The sequence below is a fragment of the Spongiactinospora rosea genome, from assembly GCF_003315795.1.
In the GTDB taxonomy this organism is placed as follows: domain Bacteria; phylum Actinomycetota; class Actinomycetes; order Streptosporangiales; family Streptosporangiaceae; genus Spongiactinospora; species Spongiactinospora rosea.
This window is the reverse complement of the sequence record NZ_QMEY01000004.1, coordinates 212,739-233,454: the sequence shown is the minus strand read 5'-3', so window position 1 is coordinate 233,454 and position 20,716 is coordinate 212,739. Positions and strand designations below refer to the sequence as shown.

The following is a 20,716-nucleotide window of genomic DNA, read 5'->3' as shown; positions in this document are numbered from 1 at the left end:
GAGGGAGGTTCAGTGGTTGTCATCGCGGGGTACCGAAGCACAAATCTCTCGGACCTTTCGGGCACAAAGATGGGGCTCCCGGACGTTATAAGCGCGCGACGGTGCGCAGACAGATAGATGAGGGGGATGGAGAAGGATGGCTACCGACTACGACAGCCCACGGAAGACGGACGACGACCTCAACGAGGACAGCCTCCAGGAGCTTCAGGCTCGCCGTACGGACAAGTCGTCCGGCAGCATCGACATCGACGAGACCGACCTCGCCGAGTCGCTTGAGCTGCCCGGTGCGGACCTGTCCAACGAGGAGCTGTCGCTCCGGGTGATTCCTCGTCAGGCCGACGAGTTCACCTGCGCGCGCTGCTTCCTGGTGCACCACAGGAGCCAGCTCGCCGCCGAGAAGGGCGGGGAGCAGATCTGCCGGGAGTGCGCCGCCTGATCGTCCCGACGGATTTGAGGGAGGCTCCGCAGCGTGACAGACAAAGCGGATCGGCCGTCGAGTGACGACGTCGGCGAGCCCGGCCGGACGCCGGACGAACCCGTGAGCATGCCCGGGTCGTCCGATTCCGTCCAGCCGGGCCCGCCCGATCGACCCGCCGAGTCCACCGGCGAGCGTCCCCGGCACGGCCTGGAGCACGGCTCCGCCGGTGCCGGCGAGTCCCGTGACGACGACCGGGACCCCGCCGCGCGGGACGCGCAGGATGGCGAGCACGACGAGCCGCACGACGAGGTCGCGGTGCTCGTGGGCCGGCTGACCCGGCCCGGCGAGCTGGACCGCGCCGAACGCGGGCGAGTGCTCGGCCGACTGACGGCCGCCCTGGTCACGGCGGGCAGGAAGGCCAAGGAGACCGGCGCGGGCCGCGGCCGGTGGCTGGCCGACGTCTACCTGGCCACGGCGCCCCGGGTCCCCGTACGCGATCTGCGCACACTTGAGGAACACCACTACGGGCTCACCGGCGAGGCCCTGGCCGACGATCTCGTCCGCACCGCGGCGAAGGCCACGACGGCCGTCGGCGCCGTCGGCGGCGCGCTCGCGATGGCCCAGTTCGCCGCCCCTCCGCTGCTGCTGTCCGCGCCCGCCCAGCTGGTCGCTGAGACGCTCGTGGTGGCGGCCATCGAGACCAAGCTCATCGCGGAGCTGCACGAGGTGTACGGCGTGGAGGTGCCCGGCAACGGCGGGCAGCGCGCCCTCGCCTTCGCCATCGCGTGGTCCAAGCAGCGCGGCGTCGACCCCCTCGCGCCCGGCTCGGTCACCCTGGCACTCGGCACCGCGGCCAAGACCGCGCTGCGTAACCGCATGATGCGCACCCTCGGCCGCCATCTGACCACCCTCGGTCCCTTCCTGACCGGCGCGGTCGCGGGCGGCACCCTCAACCACGCCGCCACCAAGCGGCTGGCCACCGCGGTGCGCGACGACCTGCGCAAGCGGGGCGCGCTGCCCGAGGGCGCCTCGGCGGCGCGGCGGGAGATCACCTCCGGCTGAGGTCGTCTCGCGCGTTCCGTGGGTAGGAATGCTGCAGGTCACGCCGTACGCGGCGACCTGCGACGCGGCCGGATTGGGACCCGCCTGAAGCCGGGTTTTATGCCGTTCCTACGCGTTCGTCCGGTAGCCGATCAGAAGCGGTGTGTGTCCTTTTCGTAAGGTGGTCGTAGCCGACCATTGGAGGAAGCGTGCAGGGCCGCAGCTCGTTTCTCATCGTCGCCAACCGCCTGCCCGTCGATCGTGACGGCCACGCGGGATGGCGGCGCAGCCCCGGCGGTCTGGTGACCGCCATCGCCCCGGTGATGCAACGTCGTGACGGCGCGTGGCTGGGCTGGCACGGCGCACCCGACGAGAGCCTGGACCCCTTCGACCACGACGGCATGCACCTCATCCCGGTGCCGCTGTCCGCGGCGGAGGTGGAGCTGTACTACGAGGGCTTCTCCAACGCCACCTTGTGGCCGCTCTACCATGACGTGGTCGCCACACCCGTGTACTCACGGGTGCTGTGGGACGCCTACCGGACGGTCAACGAGCGCTTCGCCCGCGCCGCCGCCGACGCCGCGGCCGACGGCGCCGTGGTGTGGATCCAGGACTACCAGCTCCAGCTCGTGCCCGCGATGCTCCGGAAGCTGCGCCCCGACCTGCGCATCGGCTTCTTCCTGCACATCCCGTTCCCGCCCTCGGAGCTGTTCACCCAGCTCCCCTGGCGCAGGGAGATCCTTGAGGGCCTGCTCGGGGCCGACCTGGTCGGATTCCAGCGGCCCGGCGGCGCCTCCAACTTCATCCGGCTGTGCCGCCGCCAGCTCGGCCTGCAACACCAGAAGCACGAGATCTACCGGGACGGCCGGGTCATCCGCGCCGAGGCGTTCCCCATCTCGGTGGACTTCGGCGAACTGGACAGCCTGGTACGCGAGCCGCACATCGTCGCGCGGGCCAAGGAGATCCGCGCCGAGCTGGGCGACCCCGAGCACGTGCTGCTCGGCGTGGACCGGCTCGACTACACCAAGGGCATCGGGCAGCGGCTCAAGGCGTTCGGCGAACTGCTCGCCGACGGGGCGGTCAACGCGGGCGACGCCGTCTTCGTCCAGATCGCCACCCCGAGCCGGGAGCGCGTCGAGGAGTACCGCAGGCTGCGCAACGACATCGAGCTGCAGGTCGGCAGGATCAACGGCGAGCAGGGCCTGATCGGCCACCAGCCGGTGCAGTACCTGCACCAGTCGTACGAGCGCAACGAACTCGCCGCGCTCTACCTGGCCGCCGACGTCATGGTGGTCACCCCCGTGCGCGACGGGATGAACCTGGTCGCCAAGGAGTACATCGCCTGCCGGCACGACCTGCGCGGGGCGCTGGTGCTCAGTGAGTTCGCCGGGGCCGCCGACGAACTCCGGCAGGCGTTCCTGGTGAACCCCTACGACGTCGACGGCCTCAAACGCGCGATGATCGCCGGGATGCGCTCCACCCCGCACGAGCTGGCCAGGCGGATGCGCTCGCTGCGCCGCCGCGTGGCCACCTACAACGTGGACCGCTGGGCCGGGGAGTTCCTTCAGGCCCTGGAGACGCCCTGAGGCCGGTCCTCACGCCTTGGGCGTGGCGGCCTGGGCGATGGCCTTGGCCTCGCTACGCGCCGACCACGCCCGGTAGCGCCTGGCCGCGGCCCGGGTCGCCACGATCCGGGCCACTTCCATGCCCACCGCGGTCACCACGGCGTAGCCGATCGCCTCGGCCATGCCGATGTCCGGCGAGTCGGGGTCGGCGGGCGGCTTCTTGCCCGTCGCCTTCTGCCAGCCGAACTCGATGGCCTTGCGCGTGGCGAAACCCACGCCCAGCGCGACCAGCCCTCCGATGGCGCGCCACGCCAGATCCGGCTTCTCCGCCTTGTCGGCCATAGCTGCCTTCCCCCTTCCGTATGCGAAAACCCTAGCCCGTCCGGGCAGGTCCCCGGACTACCATAGGGACGCATGACCGAACAGCGATCGCGCTATCCCGCCGTGCCCGAGAAACCTGCTCTCGATGGGCTCGAAGCGGTATGGGTAGCCTGCTGGGAGGCGCAGGGCACCTACCGGTTCGACCGGGCGCGGCCCCGCGAGGAGATCTACTCCATCGACACGCCGCCGCCGACCGTCTCCGGGTCCCTGCACATCGGTCACGTCCTTTCCTACACCCACACCGACATCACCGCCCGCTTCCATCGCATGCGCGGCAAGACCGTGTTCTACCCCATCGGCTGGGACGACAACGGCCTGCCGACCGAGCGGCGGGTGCAGAACCACTTCGGCGTGCGGTGCGACCCGGCCATGCCGTACGACCCCGACTTCGAGCCGCCCGCCAAGCCGGGCAAGACCGAGGTGCCGATCTCGCGGCGCAACTTCGTGGAGCTGTGCCACCGGCTCACCGAGATCGACGAGCAGGCGTTCGAGGAGGTGTGGCGGCGGGTCGGCCTGTCGGTCGACTGGTCGCTGCTCTACACCACCATCGGCGACCACTCCCGGGCGGTGTCCCAGCGCGCCTTCCTGCGCAACCTGGCGCGCGGCGAGGCGTACCTGGCCGAGGCCCCCACGCTGTGGGACGTCACCTTCCGCACCGCCGTCGCCCAGGCCGAGCTGGAGGACCGCGAGCAGAGCGGGGCCTTCCACCGGATCTCCTTCCACCGGCCCGACGGCGGCCGGGTGGAGATCGAGACGACCCGCCCCGAGCTGCTGCCGGCCTGCGTGGCGCTGGTCGCCCATCCCGACGACGAGCGCTACCGGCCGCTGTTCGGCCGGTCGGTGACCACGCCGGTGTTCGGCGTGCAGGTCCCGGTCGTCGCGCACCGCCTGGCCGAGCCGGACAAGGGCTCGGGCATCGCGATGATCTGCACCTTCGGCGACATCACCGACGTCACCTGGTGGCGCGAGCTGGATCTGCCCACCCGCCCGGTGATCGGCTGGGACGGCAGGCTGCTGCCCGAGCCGCCGCAGGGCGTGCCCGCGGGCCCCTACTCGGAGGTCGCGGGCCGCACGGTCGGCGCGGCGCGCGAGCGGATGGTGGCCATGCTCCGCGAGAGCGGCGACCTCACCGGGGAGCCCCGGCCGGTGAAGTTCTACGAGCGCGGCGACCGGCCGCTGGAGATCGTCACCACCCGGCAGTGGTACATCCGCAACGGCGGGCGCGACCCCGAGCTGCGCCGGGCACTGCTCGCCCGGGGAGCCGAGCTGGCCTGGCACCCGCCGCGGATGCGGGTCCGCTACGACAACTGGGTGGAGGGGCTGGCCGGCGACTGGCTGATCTCCCGGCAGCGGTTCTTCGGCGTGCCCATCCCGGTGTGGTACCCCCTCGACGACGCGGGCCACCCGATCCACGACCGGCCGATCCTGCCCGCCGAGGACACCCTGCCGATCGACCCCGCCGACGACGTGCCGCCCGGCTACACCGAGGACCAGCGCGGCAAGGCGGGCGGCTTCACCGGCGACCCCGACGTCATGGACACCTGGGCCACCTCGTCGCTGACGCCGGAGATCGCGGCCCGCTGGGGCGCGGACGACGCGCTGTACCACCAGGTCACGCCGATGGACCTGCGGGCGCAGGCGCACGAGATCATCCGCACCTGGCTGTTCTCCACCGCCGTCAGGTCGCACCTGGAGCACGACCGGCTGCCGTGGTCCAACGCTGCGATCTCCGGCTGGGTGCTCGACCCCGACCGCAAGAAGATGTCCAAGTCCAAGGGCAACGTGGTCACGCCGCTCGCGCTGATCGAGCAGCACGGCGCCGACTCGGTGCGCTACTGGGCCGCGGGCGGCAGGCTCGGCGTGGACACCGCGTACGAGGCGGGACAGCTCAAGATCGGGCGGCGGCTGGCCGTCAAGATCCTCAACGCGTCCAAGTTCGTGCTCGGGTTCGGCGGCGCCACCGACGACCCCATCACCGAGCCGCTGGACCTCTCGATGCTGGCCCGGCTGCGCGGCGTGGTCGAGGAGGCCACCGCCGCCTTCGAGGGGTATGACCACACCCGCGCCCTGGAGGCCGCGGAGCGGTTCTTCTGGGAGTTCTGCGACGACTACCTGGAGCTGGTCAAGAGCCGGGCGTACGGCTCCGACGCGGGAGCCGGGTCCGCCCGTGCCGCGCTGCGCCGGGCGCTCGACGTGCAGTTGCGGTTGTTCGCGCCGTTCATGCCGTTCGTCACCGAGGAGGTCTGGTCCTGGTGGCGTGACGGGTCGGTCCACCGCTCCTACTGGCCGGTCCCCGCCGACACCGGCACCGGCGGTGACCCCGAGGTGCTGGCCGCCGTGGCCGCCGTCCTCGCCCAGGTCCGCAAGGCCAAGTCGGAGGCCAAGCGGTCGATGCGGTCCGAGGTCGCCCGCCTCACCGTCACCGGCCCGGCCGCCGTCCTCGCCCGGCACGCCCAGGACGACCTGTGCGCCGCGGGCAACGTCGAGGAGTTCGTCCTGGACCCGGACTCCGCCCCCGCCGTAGAGGTGATCCTGGCCGCCGACTGACCGGCGTGGGTGCGCCGCCGGGGGCGGGGAGTGAGCAACCTCTCGCCCTCGGTGGCCATCCCGTGCGAAATCCGGCGCGCGTTCCGGTTCCAGACGTGCCAGGCTGTAATGCGTGATCTCCGACCCACGGCGACTGACACGTCTCGTGCCCCCGGTTCTGGCCAAGATGGCGGCGTGGAGCGCGTGTCTCATCCTGCTGGGAGTCGTGGTCCACTACTTCGCGCAGGCCGTCGCGACCCTCCGGTTCGTGGCCCTGCCGGTGGCGATCGCGCTGCTGCTGGCGGCGCTGCTGTTCCCCATCACCAAGCGGCTGCGCAAGGCCGGGCTGCGGCCCATCTGGGCCACCTGGGCGACCATGCTGCTCGCCTTCGCCATCCTCGTCGGCACCGGCTGGATCGTCGGTGCCCGGGCCAACGAGGAGTTCCCCCGCCTGGTCGCCCAGCTCAAGAAGTCGGTCGAGGAGGTCCAGGAGTGGCTGATCACCGGGCCGCTGCACCTCCAGCAGGCGCAGATCCAGAAGTGGGTCGACCAGATCACCGACCTGATCACCACGCAGCAGGCGGTGATCGGCAACACCGTGCTGACCGGCGCGACGGTGGCCGTCGAGGTGCTGGCGTCCCTGGTGCTGCTGCTGTTCGTGACGTTCTTCCTGCTCAAGGACGGTGACCGGATCTGGGCGTGGGTGCTGCGTGGCTTCGGCGGCGTCGCCCCGCGCGTGGACCGGGCGGGCAGGGCCGCCTGGGAGACCCTTTCCCAGTACGTCCAGGGCACGGTGGCGGTGGCCGCCGTCCACGGCGTCATCATGGGCATCGTGCTCGCCGGGATGGGAGTGCCGCTCTGGGCGCCGCTGGCGGTGCTCATCTTCTTCGCCAGCTTCATCCCGATCGTCGGCATCTTCATCGCGGGCGGCCTGGCCACGCTGGTCACCCTGGGCTCGCAGGGGCCCCTCCTGGCCCTGGTCTTCGTCGGCATCCTGGTCGTGGAGCAGCAACTGGAAAACCACGTGCTGCAGCCGCTGATCGTCGGCCGGGCGGTCAACTTCCACCCGCTGGCCGTGATCCTGGTGCTGGCCGTCGGCGGTGTGCTGGCCGGGATCACCGGCGCGGCGGTGGCCGTGCCGATCGCCGCGGTGATCTACCGGGCGCTGCCCGAGCTGCGCGGCGACCCGCCCGCCGAGCTCCCGCCCCCTTCCGCGAGCCGTACCGAACCGGCCACCGAACCGGCCACCGAACCGGCCGGGGAGCCCCCGGCTGAGCCCGCCGACGCGGCCCCTGGCGACGGCGGCGAGCCCCCGCCGAAGGAGCCCGCGGGCGGCGGAAGACACGACAACGGCCAGGAGTAGCCCGAGCGAGTGCCCGGTGCCGGTAGTGTTCCGCAGCGTGACCCGTTCCATGGTGAAGAGCGTCCCGCGTGAGGCCGCCGCATGATCGGTGTGCTGATCAAGCGGCTGGACCAGGGCCTGCCCGTGCCGTCCTACGCCCGTCCCGGCGACGCCGGCGCCGACCTGTACGCCGCGCACGACGTCGAGCTGCAACCGGGGGAGCGGGCGGTGATCGGCACCGGCCTGGCCATCGCGCTGCCCGAGGGTTACGCGGCGTTCGTCCACCCCCGCTCGGGGCTGGCCGCCAGGCACGGTGTCGCGATGGTCAACGGGCCAGGGACCATCGACGCGGGATACCGTGGCGAGATACGCGTGACACTGCTCAACACCGACGCCAAGGAGCCAGTGCTGCTGCGGCGCGGTGACCGCATCGCCCAGCTCGTCTTCCAGCGGGTGGAGCGGGCGGATTTCCAGGAGGTCGAGCGGTTGCCCGAGTCGGTGCGGGGCACCGGGGGATTCGGGTCGACCGGTCGCTGAAACGTTTGCGAGGAGCGTGAGGAAAGTGTTCCGACGTCGCCGCCGTCATGCGGAGCCGGAGGCGGACGCCGCCGCTCCGGCCCCGGCGCCCGCACCGGCCAGGGAGTCCGGGCCGTGGGACGCCGACGAGTCCTACCCCGAGCGCGGCCGGGTCGATCTCGGCGGCCTGCTGCTGCCGGTCATCGAGGGCTCCGACATCAGGCTGATCGCCCCGGCCGAGCAGATCGTCGGCGTCGCCGTCCTGGTGGACGAGAGCGCGCTGCAACTGCACGTCCTGGCCGCGCCCAGATCCTCGGGCCTGTGGGACGAGGTGCGCGCCGAGCTGGCCGAGGGCGTCAAGAAGGCGGGCGGCACCACCGAGGAGCGCGAGGGCTCCTTCGGGACCGAGCTGATCGGCCGGATCCCGGTCGAGGGACAGGACGCCCAGACGGTCCGCTACGTCGGCGTGGACGGCCCCCGCTGGCTGCTGCACGCCGTGTTCAGCGGGCGCGCGGCGACCGACGAGGCCGCCGCCGAGCCGCTGGAGGTGGTCGTCCGTGACGTCGTCGTGGTCCGCGGCGAGGGGCCGATGGCGCCCAAGGACACCATCGAGCTGCGGCAGCCGCCGGAGACCCATCCGGCGGGCGACGACGCCGAGGGCGAAGGCCCCGACCTCGATCCGTTCCGGCGCGGTCCCGAGATCACCGAGACCCGCTGACGACGGCCCGTTCCGGACGACCCTGCCGCCCGCATACCATCGCATAGGCTGATTCAGCATGGTTGAGAGGATGAGAGGCCGTGAGTGCGGCAGAACCCCACAAACCCAGGGGACTTCGCGGGTTCTTTCGGCGGCTGACGACGAGTCAGGCCGAGCTTGAGGCCGAGGAGCTTCAGGAAGACCTCGACCGGCACGGCGCGACGCCGATCGTCAGGTGTCGCGGGCGGCGCAGGTTCTGCGTTGCCGGTACGCTACGGACGGTGACCTTGCGTCCGCGCGGTGGCGCTCCAGCACTGGAGGCCGAGCTCTATGACGGTTCCGACGTGATCGACCTGGTCTGGCTGGGCCGGCGGAAGATCGCCGGGATCGAGCCGGGCCGCATGCTCCGCGCGGAAGGGCTCGTCAGCCTGCAGGATGGGCGCAAGGTGATGTTCAACCCCAGATACGAGCTTCGCCCTGCGGGCGGCGCGTGACCTTGGAGTGGTGAGCGACACGATGAGTACGGCCGAGGCGACCTCCGGTGGCACCGCGTACGAGACGGTGGAGGCGGCGGTCCGCGCTCAGCTCGCCAAGGCGCTGGGCGGCAAGCGCGGCATCGTGGAGGCGGCGCTGCCGACCATCGCCTTCACCGTGAGCTGGATCCTCTCGGAGGATCTGCGGACCTCGCTCATCGTCAGCATCGCGCTCGCGGTGCTGCTGCTGGCGGTGCGGATCGTGCAGCGGTCCACCCCGCAGTTCGTGATCAACAGCCTGATCGGCATCGCCATCGGCGCGTTCTTCGCCGCCCGCACCGGAGAGGCCAAGGACTACTACCTTCCCGGCATCCTCTACAACGGCGGCTACGCGGCGGCCATGCTGCTGTCGGTGGTCACCCGCTGGCCGCTGGTCGGCTTCATGATCGGCTCGGTCACCGGCGACCCGACCGGCTGGCGCAAGGACCCGGGCATCGTCCGGCTGTGCTCCAAGCTGACCTGGCTGCTGATGATCCCCTGCCTGGTCCGGGTGATTGTGCAGCTTCCCATCTACCTCATCTGGGGCAACGACGGCGTGGCCGCGATGGGGGTGGCCAAGATCGCGCTGGGCTGGCCGCTCCAGGTGGCCGCGCTGGGCGCGATGGTGCTGGTCCTGGCCAGGGGACGCACGCCCATCCAGCCCGCGTCCCCCCTCGGGCCCCTGAAGGACGAGAAGCCCGCCTGATCGGCCGATCGGCCGATCAGTGCGGCGCCAGGAGCTGGGCCAGCTCCTGCTCGACCTCCTGGGAGGCCACGAACAACAGCTCGTCGCCGGCCTCCAGCGGGTCGTCCGCGCTCGGCACCAGCACCCGGCCCTCGCGCAGGATGGCCACCAGCGCCGAGTCGGCCGGCCAGGGCACCGAGCCGGAGCGCTGCCCGACCACCGGGGCGTCGTCGGGCAGGGTCAGCTCGACCAGGTTGGCCTGCCCCTGCCGGAACGTCATCAGCCGGACCAGATCGCCGACACTGACCGCCTCCTCGACCAGGGCGGAGAGCAGCCGCGGCGTGGACACCGCGACGTCCACCCCCCACGACTCGTTGAACAGCCACTCGTTCTTCGGGTGGTTGATCCTGGCGACCACGCGCGGCACGCCGTACTCGGTCTTGGCCAGCAGCGAGACCACCAGGTTGACCTTGTCGTCGCCGCTGGCCGCGATCACCACATGGCAGTTGTTGAGCCCGGCCTCGTCCAGTGAGGAGATCTCGCAGGCGTCGGCGAGCAGCCACTCGGCCCGCGGCACACTGTCGATCTTGATGGCCTTGGGGTCGTTGTCCACGAGCAGCACCTCGTGGCCGTTCTCCAGCAGCTCCGCCGCGATGGACCGGCCCACCGCCCCGGCGCCCGCGATGGCCACGCGCATCAGTGCTCTCCCTCTGGTGCGCCGGCGAGCACCTTGTTGATCCGGTCCATGTCGTTCTCCGCGGCCAGCACGTGCAGGATGTCGCCCTCCTGGACGACGGTGTCGGCCTTGGGCAGCAGTGCCTCGCCCATCCGGTTGACGAAGGCCAGCCGGACGCCGGTGGCCTCCTCCACGGCCGCCGCGCGGGTGCCGATCCAGCCGGGGTTGCAGGCGACCTCGGCGAGCACGATCGTGCCGGTCGGGTCGCGCCACAACGGCTCGGCGCCCTCGGGCAGGATGCGCCGCAGGATCTGGTCGGCGGTCCAGCGCACGGTGGCCACCGTGGGGATGCCCAGCCGCTGGTAGACCTCGGCCCTGCGCGGGTCGTAGATGCGGGCCACGACGTTCTCCACGCCGAAGGTCTCGCGCGCCACCCGGGCGGAGATGATGTTGGAGTTGTCTCCGCTGCTGACCGCGACATAGGCCCCGGCCGTGCCGATCCCGGCCTCGGCGAGGACGTCGCGGTCGAAGCCGATGCCGGTCACCCGCCGGCCGCGAAAGCCCGCGCGCAACCTCCGGAACGCCTGCGGGTCCCGGTCGACGATGGCGACGGAGTGTCCGTTGTCTTCGAGGATGTGGGCGAGGGTGGAGCCCACCCGCCCGCATCCCATGATCACGATGTGCATTCTCCCCCGCCGCTGGCTCGATTGAGGCGGACCGATTCGTGCCTCTGACAAGTATGGACCGTCCGGGGAGCGGCGCGGCAGTGCCGGGAGCCCGCCGTCCGGCCGAGAACCCGCCCACCTCGCGGCCTGCCGGTCAACCTGCCGGTCAGCCGGTCCGGCTACCATCGTCAGGCGTGTCTAAAGTGACCGATGCCGCCAAGCGGCTCCTCGTCGGCCGGGCGCTGCGCAGCACCCAGCTGCACGAGCAGTTGCTGCCCAAACGCATCGCGCTGCCGGTGTTCGCGAGCGACCCCCTGTCGTCGGTCGCGTACGCCCCCCTGGAGATCCTGGTCGCGCTCTCGGTCGGCGGCGCCGTGGCCTACCTGTACTCTCCCTGGATCGCCGCGGCCATCGTCGTGCTGATGTTCACGGTGGTCGCCTCCTACCGCCAGACCGTGCACGCCTACCCGAGCGGCGGCGGCGACTACGAGGTCGCCATGACCAACCTCGGCCCGAACGCGGGCATCACCGTCGCCAGCGCGCTGCTGGTGGACTACGTGCTGACGGTGGCGGTGTCGGTCTCCTCCGGCGTGGACAACATCGGGTCGGCCATCCCGTTCGTGGCCGAGCACAAGGTCGCCATCGCCATCGCCATGGTGACCCTGCTGACGGTGATGAACCTGCGCGGCATCCGTGAGTCCGGGACGTTCTTCGCCATCCCCACCTACGCCTTCGTCATCGGCGTGCTCGGCATGATCGCCTGGGGCCTGCTGCAGATCGGCGTGCTCGGCGAGGAACTGCGCGCGCCCAGCGCCGACTACACCGTGGTCCCCGAGCAGACCGGCCCCCTGGCCGGGCTGGCGCTCGCGTTCATGCTGCTGCGCGCCTTCTCCAACGGCTGCGCCGCGCTGACCGGCGTCGAGGCGATCAGCAACGGCGTACCGGCGTTCCGCAAGCCCAAGAGCCGCAACGCGGCCACCACGCTGCTGATGATGGGCCTCATCGCGGTGTCGATGTTCGCGGGCGTGGTGGCGCTCGCGCTGGCCTCCGGCGTCAAGGCGGCCGAGAACCCTCCGACCCACCTGCTCATCGACGGCAGGCCCGCCGGTCCCGGGTACACCAACGACCCGATCCTGCCCTCGGTGGCCTCGGCCGTCTTCGGGCCGGGCTCGCCCGGGTTCATCTACATCAGCGCGATCACCGCGCTGGTCCTCTTCCTGGCCGCCAACACCGCCTTCAACGGCTTCCCGGTGCTCGGCTCCATCCTCGCCCAGGACCGCTTCCTGCCCCGGCAGCTCCACACCCGGGGCGACCGGCTGGCGTTCTCCAACGGGATCATCCTGCTCGCCGCCTTCGCCTGCCTGCTGATCTTCGTCTTCGACGCGAACCCGAGCGCGCTGGTCCACCTGTACATCGTCGGCGTGTTCGTGTCGTTCACGCTCAGCCAGACCGGCATGGTCATCCACTGGACCCGCCTGCTGCGCACCGAGACCGAGCTGCCCGCGCGGCGGCGCATGCAGCGCTCCCGGCTCATCAACGGCTTCGGCGCCATCCTGACCGGGCTGGTGCTGGTGGTCGTGCTGATCACCAAGTTCATGCTGGGCGCGTGGATCGTGGTGCTCGCGATGCCGGTGCTGTTCGGGATCATGAAGAGCATCCGCACCCACTACGACCACGTCACCCAGGAGCTCGCGCTGCCCGCCGAGGGCGAGGTGACCGAGCAGACCCTGCCCGCCCGCAACCACGTGATCGTGCTGATCTCCAAGATCCACAAGCCCACGCTGCGGGCCGTCGCCTACGCCCGCGCCACCCGGCCCAGCTCGCTGGAGGCGGTCACGGTGGCCGTGGACGCCCGCGAGTCCGAGGCCCTGGCCGAGGAGTGGGAACGGCTCGGTGTGCCGGTGCCACTGAAGATCCTCGACTCGCCGTACCGGGAGATCACCCGGCCCATCCTCCAGTACGTCAAGGACCTCCGCCGCCGTTCGCCCCGCGACGTGGTGACCGTCTATATTCCCGAATACGTCGTCGGCCACTGGTGGGAGCACGTCCTGCACAACCAGAGCGCGCTGCGGCTGAAGGGCCGGCTGCTGTTCATGCCGGGCGTCATGGTGACCAGCGTCCCCTGGCAACTGCACTCCTCACTGCGCCTCAAGGGCAGGCCGGAGCCCTTCGCCGCCGGCGCGGTGCGCCGCCCCTGGGACGGGCCGTCCCGCGATGAGCAACCGGGATCGTGATGGAAGAACTTCTGGACGTGAAGGTCGAACGTGTGGCGCACGGCGGCTGGTGCGTGGGGCGGCACGAGGGCCGGGTCGTGTTCGTACGGCACGCGCTGCCCGGCGAGCGGGTGCGCGCCCGGGTGACCGAGGAGACCTCGCGCTTCCTGCGGGCCGACGCCGTGGAAATCGTCGAGCCCTCGCCCGACCGGGTGACCCCGCCCTGCCCCTACGCCGGTCCCGGCCGCTGCGGCGGGTGCGACTGGCAGCACGCCGCGCTGCCCGCGCAGCGCCTGCTGAAGGCGGCGGTGGTCGCCGAACAGCTCAAGCGGCTCGCCGGGATCGAGCGCGAGGTCGTCGTGGAGGAGGTGCCCGGCGCGCCCGGCGGCCTCGGCTGGCGCACCCGTGTGCGGTTCGCGGTACGCCAGGACGGCGTGGCGGGGCTGCGCAGGCACCGCTCCCACACGGTCGAGCCGGTGGACGCGTGCCTGATCACGCACCCCGAGGCGGAGGCCGCCGGGGTGGAGACCAAGTCCTGGCGCGGCGCGTCGGCCGTGGAGGTGATCGCCTCCTCGGCCGGAGACCGCGCCGTGGTGGTCACCCCGAAGGGCCGCAGGGGCGTCGCCGTACCGGATCTCGACGCGCCCGCGGCGGTGCTGGTGGACCACGGCCGGGGCCGTACCGAGGCCGTCAGGGGCCGGGGCGGCGTCCGTGAGCGGGCCGGTGGGCGAGAGTTCGAGGTGACCGGCAGCGGGTTCTGGCAGGTGCACCCGGGGGCCGCGGACGCGCTGTCCGAGGCGGTCCTGGGCTTCGCCGCCGCGCGGCCCGGCGAGCGCGTCATCGACCTGTACTGCGGCGCGGGCCTGTTCACCGCCGCGCTGGCCGAGGCGGTCGGCCACGAGGGCGCGGTGACGGGCGTGGAGTCCGACGCCGCCGCAGTCCGCGACGCCCGCCGCAACCTGCGCGACCTCCCCCAGGTCCGGATCGAGCGGGCGAACGTGGACCACGCCCTCGGCAAGATGGACGCGGCCGACCTCGTGGTGGCCGATCCGCCGCGCACCGGGCTGGGCCAGGGCGTGACCGGCGGCATCGCCGCGCTGTCGCCCGCCCGGATCGTCTACGTCTCCTGCGACCCCGCCACCCTGGCCAGGGACATCGCGCTGTTCGGCGGCCTCGGCTACGAACTGGCCGGCCTGCGCGCCTTCGACGCCTTCCCGATGACCCACCACGTCGAGTGCGTGGCGCACCTGACCCGCCGGTAGCACCCCGCGCCGCAGGTCAGCGCAGGGCGTGGGCCAGGACCCTGGCGACGTCGAGGGCGGGGCGGGCGCCGCGGACCGACAGCCAGGCGAGGTCTCTGCGGCGCGCGTAACCGGCGAGCTTCCTGGCGTCCATGAGGGTGAGGTCGGCGGTCTCGCGCAGCACGGGAGTCAGCCCGATGCGCCGCCAGGCGTCCTCTCCTGCGGGCAGGCCGAACGCGGTGGCGATCTGGGCCTGGGCCAGGCGGATCGAGGCGGCGAGCGCGCGCAGGTGCTCCCCGCCCGGCCGCGGGCGGAACGGCACCAGTAGGTCGACCGTGTCGACCGGGCCGGACGCGGCGAGCAGCCGCTGGTCGGCCGCCGACAGCCCGGTGGCGGTCAGGCGCAGCGAGAACCCGACGGTCAGCCGTCGTCCCGCACCGGCCGCCTCGCGCTTGAGCGCGGCCAGCGCCCGCGCCCGGCGGGCGGCGACCTTCCCGTCCTCGTCATCGCCGCCGTCGATCTCGAAGTCGAGATGGGTGGCGTCGAGGGTGTCCACGACCCGCCGGTACGCGGCGGTGAGGTCGGCCACCCGCGGGCAGGTGAGGGCGGGCTCGGGGCCGCCGGGGCCGCCGAGGGAGGGCGCGGCGTCGCCGCCCAGCGCCCTGACCCGCGCGAGCGCGTCGGCCACCGGGGCGTCGCCGAGGTCGCGTACGCCGCCCCAGCGCGGCAGGCACCGATCGGCCCCGCCCGTGGTGAGGTGGCCGAGGGCGAACCACCGCGCGCCCGAGCGCCGCATCACCGCGGACAGGCCGAGCCCCGGGTAACGGGCGGTGTCCACGAACACCACGAATCCTTCTGGGCCGGTGCGGATCGGCTGCACGACCAGCCTGCGGGGCCGCTCCATGCCGGTCACCTCAGCGGCCGAGGTGACCGGGAGGCCCCCCGCCCCGAAGGGCCCGAGACCGGCGGCGGCGCGCGGGCCGGGCAGCAGCGCGAGAACCGCGCCGGTGGTCGCGAAGAGCAGCACGAACGCCAGGGCGACCACGGGCCGCGGCGGGGTGCCCGGCAGCCGCTCCCTCATCAACGTGCTCTCCTTCCGGCATGCGACGGTCGCCGCATGTGCCCGAGCGGCTACCCTGTGTACCAAGGTCGAAGGTTAGCAAGTACTCGTACGGGTACGGGGGTCACTCCATGGATACGGTCCATTTGCACGGATAATCGACGTATGAAATTGAGGATCTTCGTCGAACCGCAGCAGGGCGCCACCTACGACGACCAGCTCCAGGTCGCCAGGGCCGCCGAGCGGCTGGGATTCGATGCCTTCTTCCGTTCCGACCACTATCTGGTCATGGGCGACACCGACCCGCTGCCCGGGCCGACCGACTCGTGGGTGACGCTCGCCGGCCTGGCCCGGGAGACGTCCACGATCAGGCTCGGCACGCTCGTCAGCTCGGCGACGTTCCGGCTGCCCGGCGTGCTGGCGATCAGTGTCGCGCAGGTCGACCAGATGAGCGGCGGGCGGGTGGAGCTGGGGCTCGGCACCGGCTGGTACGACCCGGAGCACACCGCCTACGGCATCCCGTTCCCGCCGTTCGGCGAGCGCTTCGCCAAGCTGGAGGAGCAGCTGGAGATCGTGACCGGCCTGTGGGGCACGCCGGTCGGCGAGTCCTACTCCTTCGACGGCAGCCACTACCGGCTGGCCGACTCGCCCGCGCTGCCCAAGCCGGTGCAGAACCCGCGCCCGCCGATCATCGTCGGCGGGCTGGGCCCGCGCAGGACGCCACGGCTGGCCGCCGCGTTCGCCGACGAGTTCAACGTCCCCTTCGCCGTGCTCGACGACACCAAGGCCGCCTATGACCGCGTGACGGCGGCGTGTGAGGAGGCCGGCCGGGATCGGCTGATCTACTCCGCCGCCCAGGTGGTGTGCTGCGGCAAGGACGAGCGGGAGGTCGAGCGCCGGGCCGCCGCCATCGGGCGCGAGGTGGGCGAGCTGCGCACGAACGGCCTGGCCGGCACGCCGGAGGAGCTGGTCGAGAAGATCGGCGGGTTCGCCGGCGCCGGGTGCGAGCGGATCTACCTCCAGGTGCTCGACATGGCCGACCTGGACCACCTGGAGCTGATCGCGTCGGACGTCCTGCCGCACGTGTGACGCCTGGAAGGCCGGTACGGAACGCCGTACCGGCCTTTCACCACGAATCACCCGAAACGCTGATATCCCGGGCCATACCGGGTCTTATGCGGTCGCGGGGCCTCCGCACGGTACGCCAGACTGTCCAGCGTGCTGCTCACGATCTCGACCACCGCGCCCCCGGCCACCGACCTCGGATTCCTGCTGCACAAGCATCCCGACCGGGTGCAGGAGTTCGGGCAGTCCTTCGGCACCGCGCTGGTGTTCTACCCCGAGGCGGACGAGGAGCGCTGCACTGCCGCGTTGATGCTGGACGTCGACCCGGTGCGCCTGGCGCGCACGCGCGGCCGTACCTCGCCGGACTTCTCGCTCGGCCAGTACGTCAACGACCGGCCGTACGCGGCCTCCTCGCTGCTCGCCGTCGCCCTCGGCGACGTCTTCCGCACCGCCCGCGCGGGCCGCTGCGACGCCCGCCCCGAGGCCGCGGCCCGGCCGCTGCCGCTCACGATCACGCTGCCCGCGCTGCCCTGCCGCGGCGGGCCCGAACTGGCCCGGAGCCTGTTCGAGCCGCTGGGCTGGCGGGTCGAGGCGCAGGCCGTGCCGCTGGACCCGGCCTTTCCCGAGTGGGGCGACTCCCGCTACGTGCGGCTGGTCCTGCACGGCGAGGTACGGCTGGCCGACGCCCTGAACCACCTGTACGTCCTGCTCCCGGTCCTGGACGACGCCAAGCACTACTGGATCGCCGCCGACGAGGTGGACAAGCTGATCCGCGCGGGGGAGGGCTGGCTGGCCGGGCACCCCGAACGCGCCCTGATCGCCCGCCGCTACCTGGGCAGGCGCCGGGCGCTCCAGCGCACCGCCCTGGCCAGGCTCGCCGAACTCGGCGACGAGGTCGAGGAGACCCTGGCCCCGCCCGTCGAGGAGGAGGCCGAGCCCCAGCCGCCCGGCGAAGAGCCGCCACCCGTCAGGCCGCTCAGCGCGCTGCGCAGGGAGGCGGTCCTCGCCGCGCTCACGGACGTCGGCGCGCGCAGCGTGGCCGACCTCGGCTGCGGCTCCGGCGCGCTGGTCGCCGACCTGCTCAAGCGGCCGGAGTTCGGCAGGATCGCGGCCATGGACGTGTCGGCCCACGCCCTCATGGTGGCCCGGCGCCGGCTCGGCCTGGACCGCATGCCCGACGCCCAGCGCGGCCGGCTGGAGCTGTTCCAGGGCGCGCTCACCTACACGGACGACCGGATCGCCGGTTTCGACGCGGCGGTGCTCATGGAGGTCATCGAGCACGTCGACCCGCCCAGGCTGGCCGCGCTGGAACGGGTCGTGCTCGGCCAGGCCCGCCCCGGGCACGTGATCGTGACCACGCCCAACGCCGAGTACAACGTCCGCTACGAGTGGCTGACCGGGCACCGCCACAGCGACCACCGCTTCGAATGGAGCCGCGCGGAGTTCGCCGTCTGGGCGCGCGCCGCCGCCGAGCGGTACGGCTACGACATCACGTTCCGGCCGGTCGGCGAGCCGGACCCCGAGGTGGGGCCGCCGACCCAGATGGTGATCTTCGCCCGGGCGGGGCGCGAGCAGGAGGGGGTGCGTTGATGAGCGCCGAGGTGAGTGTTCCGGAGCTGTCGCTCGTGGTGCTGGTCGGGGTGTCGGGCAGTGGCAAGTCCACGTTCGCCGCCCGCCACTTCGCGCCGACCGAGGTGATCTCCTCCGACTTCTGCCGGGGCCTGGTCTCCGACGACGAGAACGACCAGTCCGCCAGCCGCGACGCCTTCGACGTGCTGCGCTACATCGCCGCCACCCGGCTGCGCCGTGGCCTGCTCACCGTGGTGGACGCCACCAGCGTGCAGCGCAACGACCGCAGATCGCTGATCGAACTGGCCAAGGCGCACGACGTACTGGTGGACGCGATCGTCCTGGACGTGCCCGAGGAGGTCGCGGCCGAGCGCAACGAGGCCAGGCCGGAGCGCGACTTCGGCCGCCACGTCATCGTGCGGCAGCGCAAGGAGCTGCGCCGATCGATGAACGGCCTCGCCAAGGAGGGCTTCCGGCGGGTGCACGTACTGCACGGCGTGGCCGAGATCGACGCCGCCACGGTGACCCGCGAGACGGCCTGGACCGACAAACGGCACCTCACCGGACCTTTCGACATCATCGGCGACGTCCACGGCTGCCGATCGGAGCTGGAGACGCTGCTCGGCACGCTCGGCTGGGAGATCGAGCGGTCCGGCGGGCGGGCGGTGGGCGCGCGCCACCCCGAGGGCCGCACCGCGGTGTTCGTCGGGGACCTGGTGGACCGCGGCCCGGACACGCCGGGCGTGCTGCGCCTGGTGATGGGCATGGTCGCGGCCGGTACCGCGCTCTGCGTGTCCGGCAACCACGAGCAGAAGCTGTCCCGGGCGCTGGCCGGGCGCAAGGTCAAGGTCGCGCACGGGCTGGAGGAGTCACTGACGCAGCTCGGCGCCGAGCCGCCGGAGTTCGTCGCGGAGGCCGCGCGGTTCACCGACGGCCTGATCAGCCACTACCAGTTGGACGGCGGGCGGCTGGTGGTGGCGCACGCCGGGCTCAAGGAGCCCTACCATGGGCGGGCGTCCGGCCGGGTGCGCTCCTTCGCCCTGTACGGCGACACCACCGGCGAGACCGACGAGTACGGCCTCCCGGTTCGCTACCCCTGGGCCGAGGAGTACCGCGGGCGGGCCATGGTCGTCTACGGCCACACCCCGGTGCCGAAGACCGAGTGGGTCAACAACACCATCTGCCTGGACACCGGGTGCGTGTTCGGCGGGCGGCTGACCGCGCTGCGCTACCCGTCGCGGGAGGTGGTCTCGGTGCCCGCCGAGCGGGTCTGGTACGAGCCGGTCCGCCCGCTCGGCGGCTCGGGCCGCCGTGACCCCGGCGTGCTCGCCATCGGCGACGTGACCGGCACCCGGTACGTCGAGTCCCGGTACGGCGGGCGGCTCAAGATCTTCGAGGAGAACTCCGCCGCCGCCCTGGAGGTGATGAGCCGGTTCGCCATCGATCCCCGCTGGCTGGTGTACCTGCCGGCGACCATGGCCCCGGGCGAGACCTCCGCCAGGGACGGCTACCTGGAGCACCCGGACGAGGCGTTCGCGGAGTTCCAGGCCGCGGGCGTCGGCGAGGTGATCTGCGAGGAGAAGCACATGGGCTCGCGCGCCGTCGCCGTGCTGGCCCGCACGCCGGAGGCCGCCGCGGCGCGGTTCGGCGTGGACGACGGCACGACCGGCGTGGTCTACACGCGCACCGGCCGCCCGTTCTTCTCCGACCCCGTGCTGATGGACGAGCTGGTCACGCGGCTGCGCGCGGATCTCGCGCCGCTGTGGGAGACGCTGGGCGACTGGGTGGTCCTGGACTGCGAGCTGCTGCCCTGGTCGGCCAAGGCGGGCGGGCTGATCCGCGAGCAGTACGCGTCGGTCGGCGCGGCGGCGGGCGCCGCGCTGCCGGAGGCGGTCGCGGCCCTGACGGCGGCGGCCGGGCGCGGCCTGGATGTGGGCACGCCGCTGGACCGCGCCCGGCGCCGTCAGGCCAACGCTGCCCTGTTCCGTGACGCCTATGCCCGCTACTGCGGCCCGGTGGACGGCCTGTCCGGCGTACGTCTGGCGCCCTTCCATATCCTGGCCTGCGAGGGACGCGTCCCCGCCGTGGAGGAGCCGCACGCCTGGCACCTGGCGCTGCTGGCCCGCGCCGAGTCCGAACTGATCGCGCCGACCAGGCACGTGGTCGTCGATCTCGCGGCCGAGGAGTCCCGCGCCGCGGCGACGCGGTGGTGGACGGAGCTGACCGAGGCGGGCGGCGAGGGCATGGTCGTCAAACCGGCGTCCTTCACGCGGGGGAGGGTCCAGCCGGGCGTGAAGGTGCGCGGCCGGGAGTACCTGCGGATCGTCTACGGGCCCGACTACACCGAGAGCCTGGACCTGCTGCGCGGGCGGTTCCTGGGCCGCAAGCGCTCGCTCGCGCTGCGCGAGCACGCGCTCGGCCTGGAGGCGCTGCACCGGCTGGCCGAGGGCGAGCCGCTGTGGCGGGTGCACGAGCCGGTGTTCGCCGTGCTGGCGCTGGAGAGCGAGCCGGTCGATCCGCGATTGTAGCGATATGTGAATGATC

At 72.3% G+C, this 20,716-nt stretch carries 18 protein-coding genes; 14 read left to right on the top strand and 4 right to left on the bottom strand.

From position 1 onward, the window contains the following. Window positions 1-136: 136 nt before the first annotated feature. From DP939_RS13010 to DP939_RS13000, 3 genes are all read left to right on the top strand, one after another. Entirely contained in the window at window positions 137-436 is a 300-nt protein-coding gene (locus DP939_RS13010; protein ID WP_111171144.1) for a DUF4193 domain-containing protein, read from the top strand. 33 nt (window positions 437-469) lie between these two features. Next, window positions 470-1,480: a hypothetical protein gene (locus DP939_RS13005; protein WP_318656283.1), complete on the top strand. Its 1,011-nt coding sequence runs from the start codon at window positions 470-472 to the stop codon at window positions 1,478-1,480. A gap of 188 nt (window positions 1,481-1,668) precedes the next feature. Beyond that, window positions 1,669-3,045: an alpha,alpha-trehalose-phosphate synthase (UDP-forming) gene (locus DP939_RS13000; RefSeq protein ID WP_113980922.1), complete on the top strand. Its 1,377-nt coding sequence runs from the start codon at window positions 1,669-1,671 to the stop codon at window positions 3,043-3,045. A gap of 9 nt (window positions 3,046-3,054) precedes the next feature. Here DP939_RS13000 and DP939_RS12995 read toward each other — a convergent pair whose 3' ends face one another. After that, entirely contained in the window at window positions 3,055-3,366 is a 312-nt protein-coding gene (locus tag DP939_RS12995; RefSeq protein WP_113980921.1) for a DUF4235 domain-containing protein, read from the bottom strand. Window positions 3,367-3,438: 72 nt separating this feature from the next. Here DP939_RS12995 and valS point away from each other — a divergent pair, with 72 nt between their 5' ends. The 6 genes from valS (at window position 3,439) to DP939_RS12965 (ending at window position 9,704) form a co-directional block, all read left to right on the top strand. After that, window positions 3,439-5,952 (top strand): valine--tRNA ligase, encoded by a 2,514-nt coding sequence (valS, locus tag DP939_RS12990; protein ID WP_113980920.1) that lies wholly within the window; start codon window positions 3,439-3,441, stop codon window positions 5,950-5,952. 145 nt (window positions 5,953-6,097) lie between these two features. Then, window positions 6,098-7,294, top strand: coding sequence for an AI-2E family transporter (locus DP939_RS12985; protein WP_225878217.1), 1,197 nt, complete (start codon window positions 6,098-6,100; stop codon window positions 7,292-7,294). Window positions 7,295-7,375: 81 nt separating this feature from the next. Next, a complete protein-coding gene (gene dut / locus DP939_RS12980; RefSeq protein WP_111168172.1) occupies window positions 7,376-7,810 on the top strand; it encodes a dUTP diphosphatase in 435 nt (144 codons plus the stop codon). 25 nt (window positions 7,811-7,835) lie between these two features. Then, entirely contained in the window at window positions 7,836-8,507 is a 672-nt protein-coding gene (locus DP939_RS12975) for a DUF3710 domain-containing protein (RefSeq protein ID WP_113980919.1), read from the top strand. Window positions 8,508-8,587: 80 nt separating this feature from the next. Continuing rightward, window positions 8,588-8,980, top strand: a complete 393-nt coding sequence (locus tag DP939_RS12970; protein WP_111168174.1) for an OB-fold nucleic acid binding domain-containing protein — start codon at window positions 8,588-8,590, stop codon at window positions 8,978-8,980. 22 nt (window positions 8,981-9,002) lie between these two features. Next, entirely contained in the window at window positions 9,003-9,704 is a 702-nt protein-coding gene (locus DP939_RS12965; protein ID WP_113980918.1) for a DUF3159 domain-containing protein, read from the top strand. A gap of 16 nt (window positions 9,705-9,720) precedes the next feature. Here DP939_RS12965 and DP939_RS12960 read toward each other — a convergent pair whose 3' ends face one another. Together DP939_RS12960 and DP939_RS12955 are read right to left on the bottom strand one after the other, a co-directional pair. Beyond that, window positions 9,721-10,380, bottom strand: coding sequence for a potassium channel family protein (locus DP939_RS12960; protein ID WP_111168176.1), 660 nt, complete (start codon window positions 10,378-10,380; stop codon window positions 9,721-9,723). Then, window positions 10,380-11,045 (bottom strand): potassium channel family protein, encoded by a 666-nt coding sequence (locus tag DP939_RS12955; RefSeq protein WP_113980917.1) that lies wholly within the window; start codon window positions 11,043-11,045, stop codon window positions 10,380-10,382. Before DP939_RS12955 ends, DP939_RS12960 begins: the two co-directional genes overlap by 1 nt. Window positions 11,046-11,218: 173 nt before the next feature. Here DP939_RS12955 and DP939_RS12950 point away from each other — a divergent pair, with 173 nt between their 5' ends. Together DP939_RS12950 and DP939_RS12945 are read left to right on the top strand one after the other, a co-directional pair. Then, window positions 11,219-13,258, top strand: a complete 2,040-nt coding sequence (locus DP939_RS12950; RefSeq protein WP_113980916.1) for an APC family permease — start codon at window positions 11,219-11,221, stop codon at window positions 13,256-13,258. Further along, window positions 13,258-14,499 carry a class I SAM-dependent RNA methyltransferase gene (locus tag DP939_RS12945; RefSeq protein WP_113980915.1) on the top strand — a complete coding sequence of 414 codons (1,242 nt, stop codon included), beginning with the start codon at window positions 13,258-13,260 and terminating at the stop codon, window positions 14,497-14,499. Before DP939_RS12950 ends, DP939_RS12945 begins: the two co-directional genes overlap by 1 nt. Before the next feature lie 16 nt (window positions 14,500-14,515). Here the strand turns inward: DP939_RS12945 and DP939_RS12940 are convergent, their stop codons facing one another. Next, window positions 14,516-15,559, bottom strand: coding sequence for a glycoside hydrolase family 18 protein (locus DP939_RS12940; protein WP_113980914.1), 1,044 nt, complete (start codon window positions 15,557-15,559; stop codon window positions 14,516-14,518). A gap of 144 nt (window positions 15,560-15,703) precedes the next feature. Here DP939_RS12940 and DP939_RS12935 point away from each other — a divergent pair, with 144 nt between their 5' ends. From DP939_RS12935 to DP939_RS12925, 3 genes are all read left to right on the top strand, one after another. Beyond that, window positions 15,704-16,627 (top strand): LLM class F420-dependent oxidoreductase, encoded by a 924-nt coding sequence (locus DP939_RS12935; protein ID WP_113980913.1) that lies wholly within the window; start codon window positions 15,704-15,706, stop codon window positions 16,625-16,627. Window positions 16,628-16,756: 129 nt separating this feature from the next. Beyond that, entirely contained in the window at window positions 16,757-18,193 is a 1,437-nt protein-coding gene (locus DP939_RS12930; RefSeq protein WP_113980912.1) for a 3' terminal RNA ribose 2'-O-methyltransferase Hen1, read from the top strand. Beyond that, on the top strand, window positions 18,193-20,700 hold the full coding sequence (locus tag DP939_RS12925) for a polynucleotide kinase-phosphatase (protein WP_113980911.1): 2,508 nt from the start codon (window positions 18,193-18,195) through the stop codon (window positions 20,698-20,700). The genes DP939_RS12930 and DP939_RS12925 overlap by 1 nt, the downstream gene beginning before the upstream one ends. The last annotated feature ends 16 nt before the right edge of the window (window positions 20,701-20,716 follow it).